Origin of the sequence: Aquicoccus porphyridii, from assembly GCF_008369105.1 — a bacterium.
Taxonomy (GTDB): domain Bacteria; phylum Pseudomonadota; class Alphaproteobacteria; order Rhodobacterales; family Rhodobacteraceae; genus Aquicoccus; species Aquicoccus porphyridii.
In genome coordinates this window covers 196052-211878 of sequence record NZ_VINQ01000001.1, presented here as the reverse complement: position 1 = coordinate 211878, position 15827 = coordinate 196052, and the positions used below count along the sequence as shown (strand labels likewise).

General features: G+C 61.7%; 16 protein-coding genes. 8 read left to right on the top strand and 8 right to left on the bottom strand.

Annotated features, from left to right (window positions below; genetic code table 11):
* The 7 genes from FLO80_RS01085 (at position 1) to FLO80_RS01055 (ending at position 6090) form a co-directional block, all read left to right on the top strand.
* A complete protein-coding gene (locus FLO80_RS01085; protein ID WP_111362172.1) occupies positions 1-561 on the top strand; it encodes a CvpA family protein in 561 nt (186 codons plus the stop codon).
* 128 nt (positions 562-689) lie between these two features.
* Entirely contained in the window at positions 690-2141 is a 1452-nt protein-coding gene (purF, locus tag FLO80_RS01080) for an amidophosphoribosyltransferase (protein ID WP_111362173.1), read from the top strand.
* A gap of 122 nt (positions 2142-2263) precedes the next feature.
* Entirely contained in the window at positions 2264-2530 is a 267-nt protein-coding gene (locus FLO80_RS01075; protein WP_111362174.1) for a pilus assembly protein PilZ, read from the top strand.
* Between the two features lie 99 nt (positions 2531-2629).
* Positions 2630-3298: an SDR family NAD(P)-dependent oxidoreductase gene (locus FLO80_RS01070; protein ID WP_111362175.1), complete on the top strand. Its 669-nt coding sequence runs from the start codon at positions 2630-2632 to the stop codon at positions 3296-3298.
* Between the two features lie 104 nt (positions 3299-3402).
* Positions 3403-4182, top strand: a complete 780-nt coding sequence (gene surE, locus FLO80_RS01065; RefSeq protein ID WP_111362176.1) for a 5'/3'-nucleotidase SurE — start codon at positions 3403-3405, stop codon at positions 4180-4182.
* Positions 4179-4832 carry a protein-L-isoaspartate(D-aspartate) O-methyltransferase gene (locus FLO80_RS01060; protein ID WP_111362177.1) on the top strand — a complete coding sequence of 218 codons (654 nt, stop codon included), beginning with the start codon at positions 4179-4181 and terminating at the stop codon, positions 4830-4832. The genes surE and FLO80_RS01060 overlap by 4 nt, the downstream gene beginning before the upstream one ends.
* Before the next feature lie 61 nt (positions 4833-4893).
* Positions 4894-6090 (top strand): LysM peptidoglycan-binding domain-containing M23 family metallopeptidase, encoded by a 1197-nt coding sequence (locus FLO80_RS01055; protein WP_111362178.1) that lies wholly within the window; start codon positions 4894-4896, stop codon positions 6088-6090.
* A gap of 153 nt (positions 6091-6243) precedes the next feature.
* Here the strand turns inward: FLO80_RS01055 and FLO80_RS01050 are convergent, their stop codons facing one another.
* Genes FLO80_RS01050 through FLO80_RS01035 form a run of 4 tightly spaced genes read right to left on the bottom strand, consistent with a single transcriptional unit; the run spans position 6244 to position 9039 of the window.
* Positions 6244-7089, bottom strand: a complete 846-nt coding sequence (locus FLO80_RS01050) for an ATP-binding protein (protein ID WP_111362179.1) — start codon at positions 7087-7089, stop codon at positions 6244-6246.
* Complete coding sequence (gene tatC / locus FLO80_RS01045; protein WP_111362180.1) at positions 7086-8150, bottom strand: twin-arginine translocase subunit TatC; 1065 nt, start codon at positions 8148-8150, stop codon at positions 7086-7088. The genes FLO80_RS01050 and tatC overlap by 4 nt, the downstream gene beginning before the upstream one ends.
* 6 nt (positions 8151-8156) lie before the next feature.
* Positions 8157-8816: a Sec-independent protein translocase protein TatB gene (gene tatB / locus FLO80_RS01040; protein WP_111362181.1), complete on the bottom strand. Its 660-nt coding sequence runs from the start codon at positions 8814-8816 to the stop codon at positions 8157-8159.
* 7 nt (positions 8817-8823) lie between these two features.
* Positions 8824-9039: a twin-arginine translocase TatA/TatE family subunit gene (locus FLO80_RS01035; RefSeq protein WP_111362182.1), complete on the bottom strand. Its 216-nt coding sequence runs from the start codon at positions 9037-9039 to the stop codon at positions 8824-8826.
* Between the two features lie 346 nt (positions 9040-9385).
* On the opposite strand from FLO80_RS01035, the gene FLO80_RS01030 reads away from it, so the two are divergent.
* A complete protein-coding gene (locus tag FLO80_RS01030; RefSeq protein WP_111362183.1) occupies positions 9386-10612 on the top strand; it encodes an MFS transporter in 1227 nt (408 codons plus the stop codon).
* A 3-nt stretch (positions 10613-10615) separates the two neighbouring features.
* On the opposite strand, the gene FLO80_RS01025 is transcribed toward FLO80_RS01030, so the two are convergent.
* From FLO80_RS01025 to cysS, 4 genes are all read right to left on the bottom strand, one after another.
* The gene (locus FLO80_RS01025; protein WP_111362184.1) at positions 10616-11377 is read right to left on the bottom strand and encodes a squalene/phytoene synthase family protein; all 762 of its coding nucleotides are present in this window, start codon (positions 11375-11377) and stop codon (positions 10616-10618) included.
* The gene (locus tag FLO80_RS01020; protein ID WP_111362185.1) at positions 11374-12348 is read right to left on the bottom strand and encodes an alpha/beta hydrolase; all 975 of its coding nucleotides are present in this window, start codon (positions 12346-12348) and stop codon (positions 11374-11376) included. The genes FLO80_RS01025 and FLO80_RS01020 overlap by 4 nt, the downstream gene beginning before the upstream one ends.
* Before the next feature lie 9 nt (positions 12349-12357).
* A complete protein-coding gene (gene cimA / locus FLO80_RS01015) occupies positions 12358-13974 on the bottom strand; it encodes a citramalate synthase (protein ID WP_111362186.1) in 1617 nt (538 codons plus the stop codon).
* A 130-nt stretch (positions 13975-14104) separates the two neighbouring features.
* The gene (cysS, locus tag FLO80_RS01010) at positions 14105-15601 is read right to left on the bottom strand and encodes a cysteine--tRNA ligase (RefSeq protein WP_111362187.1); all 1497 of its coding nucleotides are present in this window, start codon (positions 15599-15601) and stop codon (positions 14105-14107) included.
* Between the last annotated feature and the right edge of the window lie 226 nt (positions 15602-15827).

The window sequence follows — 15827 nt, the reverse complement described above, 5'->3', positions numbered from 1 at the left end:
ATGGAAGGCTTTACCCTAGTCGACGGTGGCGTCGCGTTGGTCATCGTGATCTCGGCTCTTCTGGCCTATTCCCGCGGTTTTGTCCGTGAAGCGCTCGCCATTGCGGGGTGGATCGTTGCGGCAGTTGTCGCTTTCATCTTCGCGCCGCAGGTTCAACCCCTGGTCAAGGAAATCCCGGTTGTCGGCAGTTTCCTGTCAGATAGTTGCGAATTGTCCATGATCGCGGGTTTTGCCGCGATTTTTGCACTTGCGCTTGTCATCGCATCGCTTTTCACGCCGCTTTTTGCATCCCTGGTCCAGCGTTCTGCCCTGGGCGGGTTGGATCAAGGCGCAGGTTTTTTGTTCGGCGTATTCCGTGGTGTCCTGCTGATCGCGATCGCGTTTTTCGTTTATGAGACCGTAGTCGCCAGCCAGGATATCCAGATGATCGACGATAGCCGGTCTCATCGGGTCTTTGCCCAACTGACCGGCCGCATCGAGGACGGAAATCCGCAACAGGCGCTTGGCTGGATCACACGGCAATATGAAGAGCTCGTCGGCACTTGTTCATCGGGCCAGTAATGCGTGACGAGGCGACACCGACCTCATCTGCGATAAATTGTGATCCTTTCGTGACACCGGCCGCCAGACCTAATAAGAGGGGAGCACGCGAAGTGATGGATTCGGAGCCACCAGTCTTGTCCCGCCCCATGCCCCCTGCCCACCCTTTTGACGATGACAAGCTAAAAGAAGAATGCGGCGTCTTTGGCGTGATCGGTTTGACGGATGCTGCGAATTTTGTGGCGCTTGGCCTGCATGCGTTGCAGCATCGTGGGCAGGAAGCCGGTGGAATCGTCAGTCACGATGCCGATGAGGGTTTCAATTCGGCCCGACGTTTCGGATATGTCCGTGATAATTTTACCAAGCAATCATTGATGGAGACCCTGCCCGGCCCATTGGCGATCGGCCATGTGCGTTATTCCACGGCGGGTTCGAAAGTTGCGCAAATCCGTGATGTGCAACCGTTTTTCGGCGAGTTCTCGATGGGCGGCGCCGCCATCGCGCATAATGGCAATCTCACCAATGCCGAAGCCTTGCGCCGTGAATTGATCGAGCGCGGCTCGATCTTCCAAAGTTCTTCGGACAGCGAATGCATCATTCACCTGATGGCGCGGTCCTTGCAACGCGACATCCCCGAGCGGATGCAGGATGCGCTGCGCCGGGTCGAAGGGGCGTTTTCGATTGTTGCGATGACGCAGAGCAAATTGATCGGCGTGCGTGATCCGTTGGGCGTCCGCCCGTTGGTCATGGGCCGAATCGGTGATGGATGGGTGCTTAGCTCGGAGACCTGCGCACTCGATATCATCGGCGCCGAATTCGAGCGTGAGATTGCACCCGGCGAAATGGTCGTGATCGATGACGACGGTGTTGAAAGCCATTTTCCGTTTCGTCGCCAAAAGTCACGGTTCTGTGTCTTCGAGCATGTCTATTTCTCGCGTCCGGACAGCATCATCGGCGGTCGGTCAGTCTATGAAACTCGGCGGCAGATCGGCGTCGAATTGGCGCGTGAGGCCCCGGTCGAGGCCGATATCATCTGCGCGGTGCCCGACAGCGGAACGCCGGCGGCCATCGGCTATGCCCATGAAAGCGGTATCCCTTTCGGGATGGGCATCATCCGCAACCAGTATATGGGGCGCACCTTCATCGAGCCGACCGAACAGATCCGCAACATGGGTGTCCGGCTCAAGCTGAATGTCAATCGTGCACTGGTTCGCGGCAAGCGCGTCGTTCTGGTTGATGACAGCGTCGTGCGTGGAACCACCAGCCGCAAGATCAAGGAGATGATCCTCGATGCCGGCGCGCGGGAAGTTCATTTCCGAATCGCCAGCCCGCCAACGGCTTGGCCCTGTTTCTATGGCGTCGATACGCCGCAACGCGAAAAGCTCCTAGCGGCAACCATGAGCGAAGAGGAAATGCGTCAACATCTTAATGTTGACAGCCTCAAGTTCGTTTCGCTGGACGGTCTTTACCGCGCGGTTGGCGAAGCGAGCGGACGCGATGCAAATAGTCCGCAATATTGCGATGCCTGTTTCTCAGGGGAATATCCGGTGGCCCCTTCGGACATGATCGAAAAAGGTTTCGAGTTGAAAGCCGCCGAGTAACCAGACCACCGATTGGCGTTTTTCTGCGCATGCGAAACAGGCGCCACACTCGGCGCTTTAAGCGCGTTCGTTTTGGGCCTATGGCCGGTTTCCCAACCAGCCAAAAGGAACCCAAGCCCAAAATGTCCGATCAGCAACCAATCTCAGACAGCGCCGCGAACGTCGGCGCTCTTGCCACATCGCGCGGCACATTGCCCCGTGGTCGGACGGTGCTTATCGGCACTTTTGGCAACGAAGATTCCCCGGGCGCACTCTTGCGTGGGCCTTCAGGTCGGGTGCAGCGCGTAGAGCTGGGCGATGACGCCTTGGGCGGCAAGGTGACCGCGATCGGCAACGGCGCCATCGCGATCGCGTCAGGGAGCAGAACAAAAGTGCTGCATTTGCCCTGATTCACCTTGCGGTGCGGGTTTCGGCCCGTGCTGGACGAGACGCCGCACACAGTCCCCTGCCCCCTTGACGTCGGCCGTCAATCCGCCCACACCACGAGCATGGAAAAGAAGATCGCTCTCATAACCGGTGCGTCCCGTGGTCTTGGAGCAGGGCTTGCAGAAGCCCTCTGCAATACCCATCACATCGTAGCTGTCGCCCGCACCACAGGCGCGCTGGAAGAGTTGGATGATCGCATTCAGGCAAAAGGCGGCAATGCGACACTGGCCCCGATGGATATCGCAAAGGCGGATGCCATGGCCCAGTTGTGCAGATCGATCTACGATCGATGGGGCAAGGTCGATATCTGGGCGCATTGTGCGATCCACGCGGCCCCCCTGTCACCAGCGGATCATATAGACGCGAAAGACTGGGACAAATCTGTCTCGATCAATGTCGCGGCGAGCGGCACGTTGATTGCCTTTGTCGCCCCCTTGCTCGGCGAAAATGGCACGGCACTTTTCTTTGATGATCCGCATGCCGGCGAAAAATTCTTTGGCGCCTACGGGGCCACGAAGGCTGCACAGATTGCCCTTGCCAAAAGCTGGGCGGCGGAAAAAGCCAAGTCTAAGACGCAGGTGCATATTCTCACCCCCCAACCCATGGCAACGGCCACGCGTGCCCGTTTTTTCCCCGGCGAGGATCGCGTCCCTTTGGCCGCGCCACGGGATGAAGCACTGCGGCTATTGCAGATCACCGAACTGCGCGACGTGCGCGGTGAAGACAAATAGACACAAATCCTGACGAACTTCTTAACCGGTCGTGCACGCATGCCGTTTTGTCTGGTTCATGGCAGGGCAGAACAGCTATAGAATGAGCAATCAAAGGGCCGATCATGCGTATTCTCATCACAAATGACGACGGAATCAACGCACCCGGGCTTGCAGTGCTGCACGAGATCGCAACCGAGCTTGCAGGGTCCGATGGCGAGGTCTGGACTGTTGCCCCGGCTTTCGAGCAATCCGGCGTGGCCCATTGCATCAGTTACACGCATCCGATGATGATCGCCAAGATGGGCGAGCGCCGCTATGCCGCCGAAGGCAGCCCCGCCGATTGCGTCATGGCCGGGCTGCATGACGTGATGGGGGACCGTCCGGACCTGATCCTTTCCGGCGTGAACCGCGGCAACAATTCGGCCGAGAACGCGCTTTACTCCGGCACGCTGGGCGGTGCCATGGAAGGCGCGCTTCAACGCATCACGTCTTTTGCGCTGTCGCAATATCTCGGACCGCAGAATGTCCACGCCGATGATCCGTTCGAGGCCGCACGTGCGCATGGGGCCGATGTGATCCGGCGCGTTCTGAGCACCAACCCCAAAGAGACCTCGGATTACCAGTTGTTCTACAACATCAACTTTCCACCGGTCGGGGCGGCGTCGGTCGCAGGTGTGCGGGCCGCGGCGCAGGGCTTTCGCGAACATACGCGCTTCACGGTAGAACCGCATCATTCCCCGTCGGGACGAAAGTTCCTTTGGGTTCGAGGGGGCGAACAGCACAGGCCGACGGCACCGGGAACGGATGCCAATGTAAATCTGGATGGTTACATATCCGTTACCCCAATGCGCGCCGATCTGACAGCACATGACGTACTCGACACCCTCAAGGCGATCGAATGAGTGACTCACGCGATATCGCGGAACGCCAGATGCGGTTTCTTTTCGCGCTACGCTCAAAAGGGGTGACCGATCAGCAGGTTCTGGCAGCGATGGAAAAGATCGACCGCGGGCTTTTTGTTCGCGGGCTTTTTGCCGAGCGCGCCTATGAGGACATGCCGTTGCCGATTGCCTGTGGTCAAACGATCTCGCAACCATCGGTGGTTGGGCTCATGACGCAGGCGCTTGCCGTTTCCCCGCGTGACAAGGTTCTCGAAGTCGGCACCGGTTCGGGCTACCAGGCGGCTATTCTGAGCCAGTTGGCAAGGCGGGTCTATACGGTCGACCGGCACCGGCGGCTGGTTCAGGAGGCCTCTGCCCTGTTTGCCTCGCTCGACATCAACAATATCATTGCAATGACCTCGGATGGCAGCTTTGGCCTGCCCGATCAGGCCCCGTTCGATCGTATCATCGTGACCGCAGCTGCCGAAGACCCGCCAGGGCCGCTCTTGGCCCAACTGAAGATCGGCGGTATCATGGTGGTTCCGGTCGGACGGTCCGACACGGTGCAGAGCCTGATCAAGGTGACACGCGATGAGAACGGTTTCGATTATGACGAGTTGCGGCCCGTGCGTTTCGTTCCCTTGCTTGAAGGGCTCGGCAAGGATACGTAGGGCCACGCGGTAAAGTGAACCCAAGCCTCGGCCGAACAAGGGGCAGGATGAGGATTTAAAGATGAGCTTTTCCAAGCACTTGAAATCGTATCTTCTGGCCAGCGCGGCAGTCGCGCTCGCTGCCTGCGAACAGCCTCTGGATTTCGATATGCGGGGGGCTTTCGGTTCGGGCTTGAACACGGCCGAAGCGGCCCGCACGGCAACGGCGAAGCGCCCGGATGCGGATGACCGTGGCGTTATCTCCTATCCGAATTACCAGGTCGTCATCGCACGGCGCGGTGATACGGTGGCTGATCTTGCAGCCCGTGTCGGAACGGATCGAGAGGCGTTGGCGCGCTATAACGGTTTGCAAGTGGATGACAATTTGCGGGCAGGCGAGGTCGTGGCCCTGCCGCGTCGGGTCGCAGAACCCTCGCCGCAGACCGGTTCGCCGACAACGGGACCGATCCAGCCGCCGGGGGTCGACATCACGGCGCTGGCTGGCGGTGCGATTGACCGGGCCGGAGACCAAAGGGTCGAAACCACCACGCTCGATGCTGTCAAACAACCCGAAAAACCGAAGGTTACCAGAGGGTTGGAGCCCAAGCGGCACAAGGTTGTCCGGGGTGAGACGGTCTATACCATCTCGCGGCTCTACGGGGTGAGCGTTCGTTCGCTTGCCGAATGGAACGGGCTGGGAAGCGATTTCAAGATTCGCGAGGGTCAATACCTGCTGATTCCGGTGCCCGAAACCCCGGCCCCGAAGCGCGCGACCCCTGCCCCGGCGACCGAACAACCCGGCCAGGGCTCGCCAACGCCGACCCCGCCAAGCGCGGCCAGACCCTTGCCTGCGGAGCGGACACAGCCGGTTGCCGAAACCACCCCTGCCACCACGGAATCCGCCCAGGCGCAGCCGCGAACTCCCTCGGGGGGGCAGTTCGCCTATCCGGTTCAGGGGCGAATTATTCGTGAATATTCAAATGGTAAGAATGACGGCATCGACTTTACGGCGGCCCCCGGTTCGGCTGTGACCGCGGCCGAGGCGGGCACCGTGGTCTCGGTGACGAAATCGACCGAGAACGTGCAATTCGTGGTGATCAAGCACTCGAATTCGCTGGCCACGGTCTATGTCAACGTGGACAAGGTTGCCGTGAAGAATGGCGACACGGTCAGGCGTGGGCAGAAAATTGCCGCCATGCCAGACGGCAGCCCGCCATATGTCCAGTTTCAGGTCGCGAAAGGCACCACGCAGGTCGATCCGATGCCGTATCTTCAATAAGTCTGAACGGGGCGTCCCGCGTGGTTAATGCCCGCCACAGGCCAAAAAACAGGGGGGTGATACTCGCGCACCCCCCGGCTGCCATCCGGCTGTCGGCTGCTGCCCTGAAGACCATCACGAAAATTGGTTAACCCGGCGTTCGATCCGGCCCGATCAGTCCAGCCGAATTCCCTTGCGGCCGGCCAGGTCGGTTACATATTGCCACGCAACGCGGCCCGACCTTGCGCCGCGTGTCGCCTGCCATTCGACCGCTTCGGCGCGCAGATCATCATCCGAGATCGAAATCCCGAAATGATCGCAATAGCCCCGGATCATCGACAGGTATTCATCTTGCGAGCACGGGTGGAAGCCGAGCCATAACCCGAACCGGTCAGAGAGCGACACCTTTTCCTCGACCGCCTCGGAAGGGTTGATCGCGGTGGAGCGTTCATTCTCGATCATGTCGCGGGGCATGAGGTGGCGACGGTTCGAGGTGGCATAGAACACCACGTTGTCGGGCCGCCCCTCGATCCCGCCATCGAGCACGGCCTTGAGCGACTTGTAGTGCTGATCGTCATGGGAAAACGAAAGGTCGTCGCAGAAGAGCAAGAAGCGGCAATCGGGGGCCGATCGCAAGAGATTCAGCAGACGCCCGACCGAGGGCAGGTCTTCGCGCTGAAGCTCGACGAGCTTGAGCGGTAACCCCTCGGCCACCACCGTGCCGTGCACGGCCTTTACCAGAGAGGATTTGCCCATGCCGCGCGCGCCCCACAGAAGGGCGTTGTTGGCGGGCAGGCCACGCGCGAACTGGCGCGTATTGATCAACAGCGTATCGCGCGACCGGTCCACCCCCAGAAGCAGGGAAAGATCGACCCGGGATATCCGTGCGACGGGGTCGAGCCGGTCAGGTTCGACATGCCACAGAAAGCCATCGGCCTGCGAGAAATCAGGGCCGGGATAGGGCGCGGGTGCCATGCGTTCGAGGGCGGCGGCGATGCGCGTGAGAGTCTTCTTGGTCATCGAGTCTTGTCTACCATCCCGTCATCGGGATCGTCGTCATCATCATCGTCATCGTCATCATCGCCCTCATCCTCGGATTCCTGCTCGGCGATCTCGTCGTCCAGCTCGCGCATGAGCGGGTCGTCGAACTCCTCTTCGGGATCGCTCGGTGGCGTGTCACCGGGGTCTTCGTCCTCGTCCTCTTCGAACCAGAGTCCTTGCGCCCTCAGGTCGGCCTCGCGCTTTTTCTCGACATGGCGGACGAGGAAGATCGAGACTTCGTATAGGCCATAGACCACGGTGAACAGGATCAGTTGCGTGACGACATCGGGTGGCGTGACCAGTGCGGCCAGCAACAGGATGCCGACCATCGCGTATTTGCGCACGTTGCCCAGCCCCTCTGCGCTGACCAGCCCGGCCTTGCCCATCAGCGTGAGCAGCACCGGAAGCTGGAAACAGAGACCGAAGGCGATAATGAACTTGAGCGTGATGTCGAGCGACTCGTTCACCTTACCGAAGAAGGTGATCTTGAGGCCCTCGCGCGAGGAAGGAACAATGGCGGTATCGGATGGCACTTCGCCCGCTGCGACCGCCAGGAGATTGGCGAAGATCGAGCTGACATCGGCAAAACCGAGAAAGAAGCGCATCGCCAGCGGTGTGACGACGAATTGCGCGAACGATGCGCCGAGAAGGAACATCACCGGCGAGGCGATCAGGAACGGCAGGAAGGCCGATTTCTCGGACCGGTAGAGACCGGGCGCCACAAAGCGCCACATCTGTGCGCCGATCACCGGAAAGGCCAGCGCAAAGCCAAAGACCATCGAGATGCGAAACAGCGTGAACAGGTATTCCTGTGGCGAGGTATATTGCAGCGTCGGGTCGGGATCGCCCATCGAACGCAGCGTTTCCTCGATCGGGAAGAGCAGGAATTGCAGGATCGGTTCGGCCACGGTGAAGGCCAGAACGATGCCCACGATGAACGCCAGAACCGAGCGGATGAGTCGCGTGCGCAATTCCGCCAGATGCTCGATCAGCGGGGCGGAACTGTCCTCGATATCGTCTTGGGCGTCTGATGGGCTCATGACAGGTTACCCGCCTTGTTGGTCGGTTTTCTTGGCTGCCGGTTTTCTGGCGGCGGTTTTCTTGGTGGTCGGTTTCTTGGACGCCGGCTTTTTGGCGGTCGTTTTCGCGGCTGCCTGTTCGGCCTTGGGTTTGGCGGCGGCTTTTCTCGGAGCCTTGCTCGCTGTCTTTTTCGCAGCCGGTTTCTTGGCGGGGCTGGAGGCGTCGGCCGGGGGTTTGGCTGACGCGCTGGCGGCCTCACCGGCTGTCTCACTGGCGGGTTGTGTGCCATCCTTGGCGGCACGCGCGAGGCGGGCCTCTTCGGCCGTGCGCGCGGCGGCCTTGTTGGCGGCCGATTCCTGGATCTTGCGCTTGGCTTCCTGGCGCTCTTCCGCAAGCTTGGCGGTTTCGGACTCGGGGTCCCATTTCTGGAAATCCGCCGCCTCCTTGACCGCGTCGAGCCCCATCTTCTTGGGGTCGGCGATCGAGCGCAGGGAATTGGCCGTGTCCTTCATGCCGGATTCATCCGCCGCCTCGTTCATGGCACGGCTGAACTCGCGGGCCATGCCGCGTGCCTTGCCCACGAACTCGCCCACTTTCCTGAACAGGACGGGCAGGTCCTTGGGCCCCACGACGATCAGCGCGACGATACCGATCACCAGAAGCTCGGTCCAGCCAAGGTCAAGCATGGAGGGTTCAGACCTTGTCTTTTTCGTCTTCGGGCGTCACGTCCTTGGCTTCGTCGGCGGCCTGGTTTTCAAGCTCTTCGGAGCCATCTTTCACGCCTTTCTTGAAGGCGGTGATGCCTTTGCCGACCTCGCCCATGAGCGAGCTGATCTTGCCGCGACCGAACAGCACCAGCACGACAACAGCGATGAGCAGGAGGCCCGGAAGGCCGATATTGTTGAGCATTTGACTTCTCCCTAGTCCGGGGTCACGCGGCAGGTGCCGCCATGCGCCCGGTGAATTGTGACCGTTTATCTAATCTCTCGCGCGCCCGGATGAAAGACGCAATAGGCCGCATGGGGCGGGTTGGGGCCGATTTTCTTGTATCACGGGGGGTGCGAGGCACGAGATCGGTGCGATTTGACACCTTTTGACCGGCACGCGGCGGCCACGACAAGCGATGCCCAGCAAGGTTTGGCCAAGATGTTACCAGCGTTCCGGCGCAAGGCAACACGCCCGGGGCGCAGCGTCACATCGCGGGGCCGCAATGTGATGCTTGCAGCCCCCGACGCTTCGGGGTAGGCGATTTGCCATGACAGATGCCGTCCTTTCCCCGGTCGATGACCGCCGCGCCAAGCGAAACGTGACGATTCTCGTTCTCGCACAGGCGATTCTGGGCGCGCAGATGCCGATGATCTTTACCATTGGCGGGCTGGCCGGGCAGTCGCTTGCGCCGAATCCGTGCTGGGCGACGCTTCCGATCTCGCTGATCGTGCTGGGCTCGATGCTGGCGGCGACACCGGTTTCCGGGATCATGCAGAAATACGGGCGGCGCGCGGGATTCTTTCTCGGGACCGGGTTCGGAGCGATGGGCGGTGTCGTGGGGGCCTATGGTCTTTTTACCGCGTCCTTCCCGATCTTCCTGTTCGGTTCGCTTTTGACCGGGGTCTACATGTCGGCGCATGGCTTTTATCGTTTTGCCGCCGCCGACACGGCCAGTGACGCGTTCCGGCCCAAGGCGATTTCCTATGTGATGGCAGGCGGTCTTGCCTCGGCGATCATCGGGCCGCAACTGGTGAAATTCACCGCCGATGCGATGGTGATTCCGTTCATGGGCACCTATCTGGCGGTGATCCTGACCAACGTGCTGGGCTCGGCGCTGTTTCTCTTCCTCGACATCCCCAAGCCGCCCGCACCCAAGCCGGGCAGCGCCCGAGGCCGCACGCGGCGCGAATTGATCACAACCCCGATCATCGCGGTTTCGGTGATCTGTGCGATGGTCTCTTATGCGCTGATGAACCTCGTCATGACCTCGACACCGCTGGCCGTGGTGGGCTGCGGGTTCGACACCAGCACGGCGGCGGATATCGTGAGCGCACATGTTCTGGCGATGTATGTGCCGAGTTTCTTCACCGGCCACCTGATCGCGCGCTTCGGGGTCAAGACGATCGTGGCCACGGGGCTGGCAATCCTTGCGGGCGCGGGCGCTGTGGCGCTTCAGGGTGTGGAGTTGGAGAATTTCTATATCGCCTTGATCCTGCTGGGCGTTGGATGGAATTTCGGCTTTATCGGTGCGACGACCATGCTGGCCGGATCGCATACCCCCGAGGAGCGGGGACGGATGCAGGGGATGAACGACCTCATCGTGTTCGGTGGTGTGACCGTCGCCTCGCTCGCCTCGGGTGGGTTGATGAACTGCTCGGGCGGCGATGCGTTGGCCGGATGGGCCAGCGTCAACCTTGCGATGGGACCGTTCCTGATGCTGGCGGGCGGGGCACTGATCTGGTTCTGGTTCAGCCGCAAGGACGAACTGGCGTAACCGCTACCACCGTCCGGTGAGGGCGGTTTTCATCAGAGACAGGCGCGCGCGAAACGGGGTGTCGAGCCCGCCTTTTCGCACATGTTCGGGCCTCGCTCGGGCGGCCCGGAGCATCCGGGCAGTGCCCGCCATGGGCAGGAAGGCCGGGCGCAGGCTTGGCGGCACGGGGGTGCGGCGCGCGCGGTTCAGGTGGTCGAGCCCGGCCTCGGCCAGCGCGCGGATGCCCGCATCGCTGTCATCGGGCAGCGGATGACGCCCTGCGGCCATGAGGACAGGCACGGCGGCCAGCCAGTTGGCCACGCCGAGAGCAACTCCCGCGTCCTGCGCCACCGCCTCGCCCCCCTGCCCCAGTAGCCCGACCGCCACCTGCATCAGTCGGCCAGACGTGTCGGACAGGTAATCGGTGAGCGCCGAGTCACTGGCGAATGGATCGGAATAGATGTCCCACTGCCGCGCCTCGATCAGCGGGATGAGTGCGCGGGCCTGATCGGGAGCGAGAGTGTGCGCCAGCGGCAGCACCACCTCGTGCCGCCGCACCACGCCGCCCGCGGCAATCTCTTCCAGCGCTTCGATCCACCATTGCAGGCGGATCTCGGCGATCCCCGGCTCGGATGTGACCCAGGGCGCCCGGGCCACCTCGACATTGAAGGCATAGAGCGGAAAGAGCTTTTCGCGCGCTTGCACCGGCGCGGCCATGGTGGCGCGGAACCGGTGCGGATCGCCCTTTTGCACGATCTCGGCGCAGGCGGCGATATCCTCGCTCATCCCAAGGCCTCGGCGATCAGGGCGACGGTGCGTTTCGCGCTCACCACGCCCAGGTGATCGACCCCGGGCAGGATTTCATAGCGCCCGTCGGGATTGACCGGCGCGAGAAGCGGTTCATAGGCGGATGCATCGAACGCCTCGTCCTGCGCGCCGGCAATCAGCAGGAAGGGCGGCAGCGCAGCGGCGTCGGCGAGGTAATCGCGGCGCGGCGCATAAGACTGGTTGAGCCGCCAGCTATAGGCCAGTGTCGCCTGATCTCCCAAAGGGCCATTGCGCAGCGCGGCTGGCATGGCGAATTCGATCGCGGTGAGACCGTCGAGCGCATGGAACCCAACCGCGTTGAGCATCGACAGGCCGATGATCCGGCGCGTCAAGGGGCGCGCCCAACCACCCGAATCGGGCCGCGTCGTCGGCGCGTCGTATTGCAGGAATGGCGCCAGCAGGATTGCCCGATCTATCAGGCCATCATGGGCGCCGCCCGCGAAGCGCACCACAAGCCCACCCCCCGAGGAATGGCCCAGCAGAACGACCGGTTGCCCGGGCTTTGCCTGCGCCTCGATCAGGGCGGCGACATCATCCTCGAGCTGGCCGATATATTGCAGGTCGCCGCGTTCGCCCGGACCCCGGAAATGACCGCGCAGGGGGGGCGTGATGATCTCGGCCGATCCTTCGAGCGCACGGGCCAGTTTCGCGAACTGGCCATCGTGCCAGCCCGAGCCATGCAGCATGACGAGAAGCGGCCGCCCCGGGGGGGCCGGCAGATGCCCGGCGCTGTAGAGGCTCCCATCCTCCGCCGTGACCTCGATCCGGGGCAGCGGTTCGGCCGGATCATCCGTCACAACAGATGCAAAATCAAGTGTTTGTCCGTCACTCTTCATGTGGCCCGGCGATTGCGACAGGATCAGGACAAGCGCGACCGAGAGGTAGATACCGACCGAGACGAGAAGGAAGGACAGCACCTTCAGAACCATGCCGCCACCCTAGCCCTTTGCCCCGTCGCGCAGGAGTTTCCAGTTCACCGCGTCAAGCAGGGCGTCGAAACTGGCGTCGACTATGTTGGCGCTGACCCCCACGGTGGACCAGCGTCGGCCCTGCCCGTCCTGGCTGTCGATGATGACGCGGGTGACGGCCTCGGTGCCGCCTTGCGTGATGCGGACCTTGAAATCCACCAGTTTCACATCGTCGATCAATGACTGGTAGCTGCCCAGATCCTTGGCCAGCGCCTTGGACAGCGCGTTGACCGGGCCGCGATCCGATCCGCTTTCATCAAGGCTTTCGGAAACCGATAGCTTCTTGTCACCATCGACCTTGACCACTACGACCGCCTCGGAGAGCGAGACCATGCGGTCATACTTGTTCTTGCGCCGCTCGACCGTCACCTTGTAGCGCTTGACCTCGAAAAACTCGGGCATCTGGCCCAATTCGCGCCGCGCGAGCAGTTCGAAACTGGCCTGTGCGCTGTCATAGGTATAGCCCATCGCCTCGCGCGTCTTGATCTCTTCGAGGATGCGAGGCAGCGCCGGATCGCCCGGTGGCACCTCGATCCCGGCCTCGGCGAGGCGGCGGCGCAGGTTCGATTGGCCCGCCTGGTTCGACATCGGGATGATGCGGGTGTTGCCGACCGCCTCGGGGTCGATATGTTCGTAAGTGGTGGGGTCCTTGAGGATGGCACTCGCGTGCAGCCCGGCCTTGTGGGCAAAGGCCGAGGCGCCGACATAGGGCGCCTGTCGCGTGGGCACGCGGTTGAGGATATCGTCAAGCTGGCGGCTGGCCTGGGTGAGGGTTTTCAGCGCGTCATGCGTGATGCCGGTCTCGAAGGTGCTGGCATAGGGTTCCTTGAGCAGAAGCGTGGGGATGAGCGTGGTGAGGTTGGCGTTGCCGCAGCGTTCGCCTAGCCCGTTGAGCGTGCCCTGCACCTGTCGCGCGCCCGCGTCGATGGCGGCAAGACTGCCCGCGACGGCGCTTTCGGTGTCGTTATGAGTGTGGATGCCGAGGCGGTCGCCCGGCACGCCCGCCTCGATCACCGCGCGGGTGATGTCGTGGATCTCGGCGGGCAGCGTGCCGCCATTGGTATCGCACAGCACGACCCAGCGTGCGCCCGCGTGGAAGGCCGCGAGCACGCAATCGAGCGCATAGGGCGCATTGGCCTTGTAACCGTCGAAGAAATGCTCGGCATCGAACAGCGCCTCACGACCCTGCGCCACCATATGCGCTATGCTGGCGCGGATGTTTTCAAGGTTTTCCTCAAGCGTGATTCCGAGTGCTCGTTCGACGTGGAAATCATGGGTCTTGCCGACGAGGCAGACGGCCGATGTGCCCGCGTTCATCACCTCGGCCAGCACGTCGTCGTTCTCGGCGCTGCGACCGGCGCGCTTGGTCATCCCGAAGGCGGTGAAGGTGGCGCGGGTTTTCGGGGCTTCGTGGAAGAATGCGCTGTCGGTCGGGTTGGCGCCCGGCCAGCCGCCTTCGATGTAATCGACGCCGAGCGCGTCGAGGGTTTTCGCGATGGCCTGTTTCTCGGGGGTCGAGAATTGCACGCCCTGTGTTTGCTGGCCGTCCCGCAGGGTGGTGTCGTAAATGTAGAGGCGTTCGGTCATGGGCGGACCTTTCTTCCTTCACGGCGCGGGGCGACCAGCCCCGTGCCACGTCCTCCCCTCCCCCCGGGAGGGCGCTCTGGCGATAGGGTTTTCCGTTCAGCGGTCGTTCGGAGCGCAGTTGAGAATACTATCACTTCACAACTTCCCTTTGCCACTCACTCAAGACGTGCCGAAGATACGTTGGAACAATGTCCGCTTGGGAGAAACTCCAAGCTCCTTCGCCCTGTGGCCTATGACCAAGTGCCAAGTGTTCTTCCTCACCAAGAGAATGAGCATAGTCCATGACATTTTTGGCATCCACCGCCGACACTTCTGTCCCCGACGGGGCGTCAGTGATCTTGATTCCCCTTTCAAGAAGCCAGTCGCGGATTTCATCCGCTCGCTCGAAATTGCGTTCTCTTTTGGCAGCCATCCGCGCTTCAATGATGTCGGAGACGATATCATTCCATCCCGACTTCTGGGACCATTCCGGCACGTCCTTCCCCATTAGCCCGATTAATTGAAGAGAAGCCCGCAGGGCCGGGGTGTCGCCTGCATTCGAAAGCTGGTGGAGTTCTGTGATGACCAGCGCTGTATTGAGGTCGTCGGAAAGAGCTTGCTCAATCGCACCGTAGGGTTCGGCCCCATCGACCGCTTCTGATACCTGTCCGTACCACTTCCTGAGCGTCGCCTCCGCCTCCCGCGCCTTCTCCGCCGTCCAATCCATCGGCTTGCGGTAATGCGTGGAGAGGAACACGAACCGGATCACCTCGCCCGGCACTCCCTGCTCCAGCAAATCCCGCACGGTGAAGAAATTGCCCAAGCTCTTGGACATCTTCTTGCCCTCGACCTGGAGCATTTCGTTATGCATCCAGACTTTCGCGAAATCGCCCTCGGGGTGGGCGCAGCAGCTTTGGGCGATCTCGTTTTCATGGTGCGGGAACATCAGGTCGTTGCCGCCGCCATGGATGTCGAAGCTTTCGCCCAGAAGTTCGAAGGCCATCGCCGAGCATTCGATATGCCAGCCGGGGCGGCCGCGGCCCCAGGGGCTGTCCCAGCCCGGCAGGTCATCTGAGGAGGGCTTCCACAGCACGAAATCCATCGGGTTGCGCTTGTAGGGGGCGACCTCGACCCTTGCCCCGGCGATCATGTCATCGACCGAGCGGCCCGAAAGCTTGCCGTAATGCTCGCGCCACGAGTCGACGGCAAAAAGCACGTGGCCCTCGGCCTCGTAGGCGTGGCCCTTGACGATCAGGTCTTCGATCATCGCCACCATCTGGGGGATGTATTGCGTGGCGCGCGGCATGTGGCTGGGTTCAAGCGCGCCCAACTCGCCCATGTCGTCGAGAAACCATTGCGTCGTCTCGGCGGTGATCTCGGAAATCTCGCGCCCCGACTCGGCGGCGCGGGCGTTGATCTTGTCATCGACGTCGGTGAAATTGCGCACATAGGTCACGTGATCCGACCCGTAGACATGGCGCAAAAGGCGATAGAGCACGTCAAACACGACAACGGGCCGCGCATTGCCCAGATGCGCGCGGTCATAGACCGTGGGGCCGCAGACATACATCCGCACATTGTCGGGGTCGATCGGATCGAACCGCTCTTTCTTGCGGGTTCGGGTGTTGTAAAGCTTGATCTCGGTCATGTTGCCTTCGTGCCCTCGCGTGCGGCTGCGCGGCGGGCTTAGCAATTTCATTTCAAAGAGGAAACAGAAGAACAACCCGCCCGGTGGTCGGGGAGCCCGACCTATGTCAGCCGATAATACAGCAGATGGTGATGCAGGTTGCGTTCATGGGCGCGACACTAGGAGATTTCGCAGCCCCTGCCAAGAGCGATTGACAATCCGGGGGCGCATCTGCTGCATGAGCCGA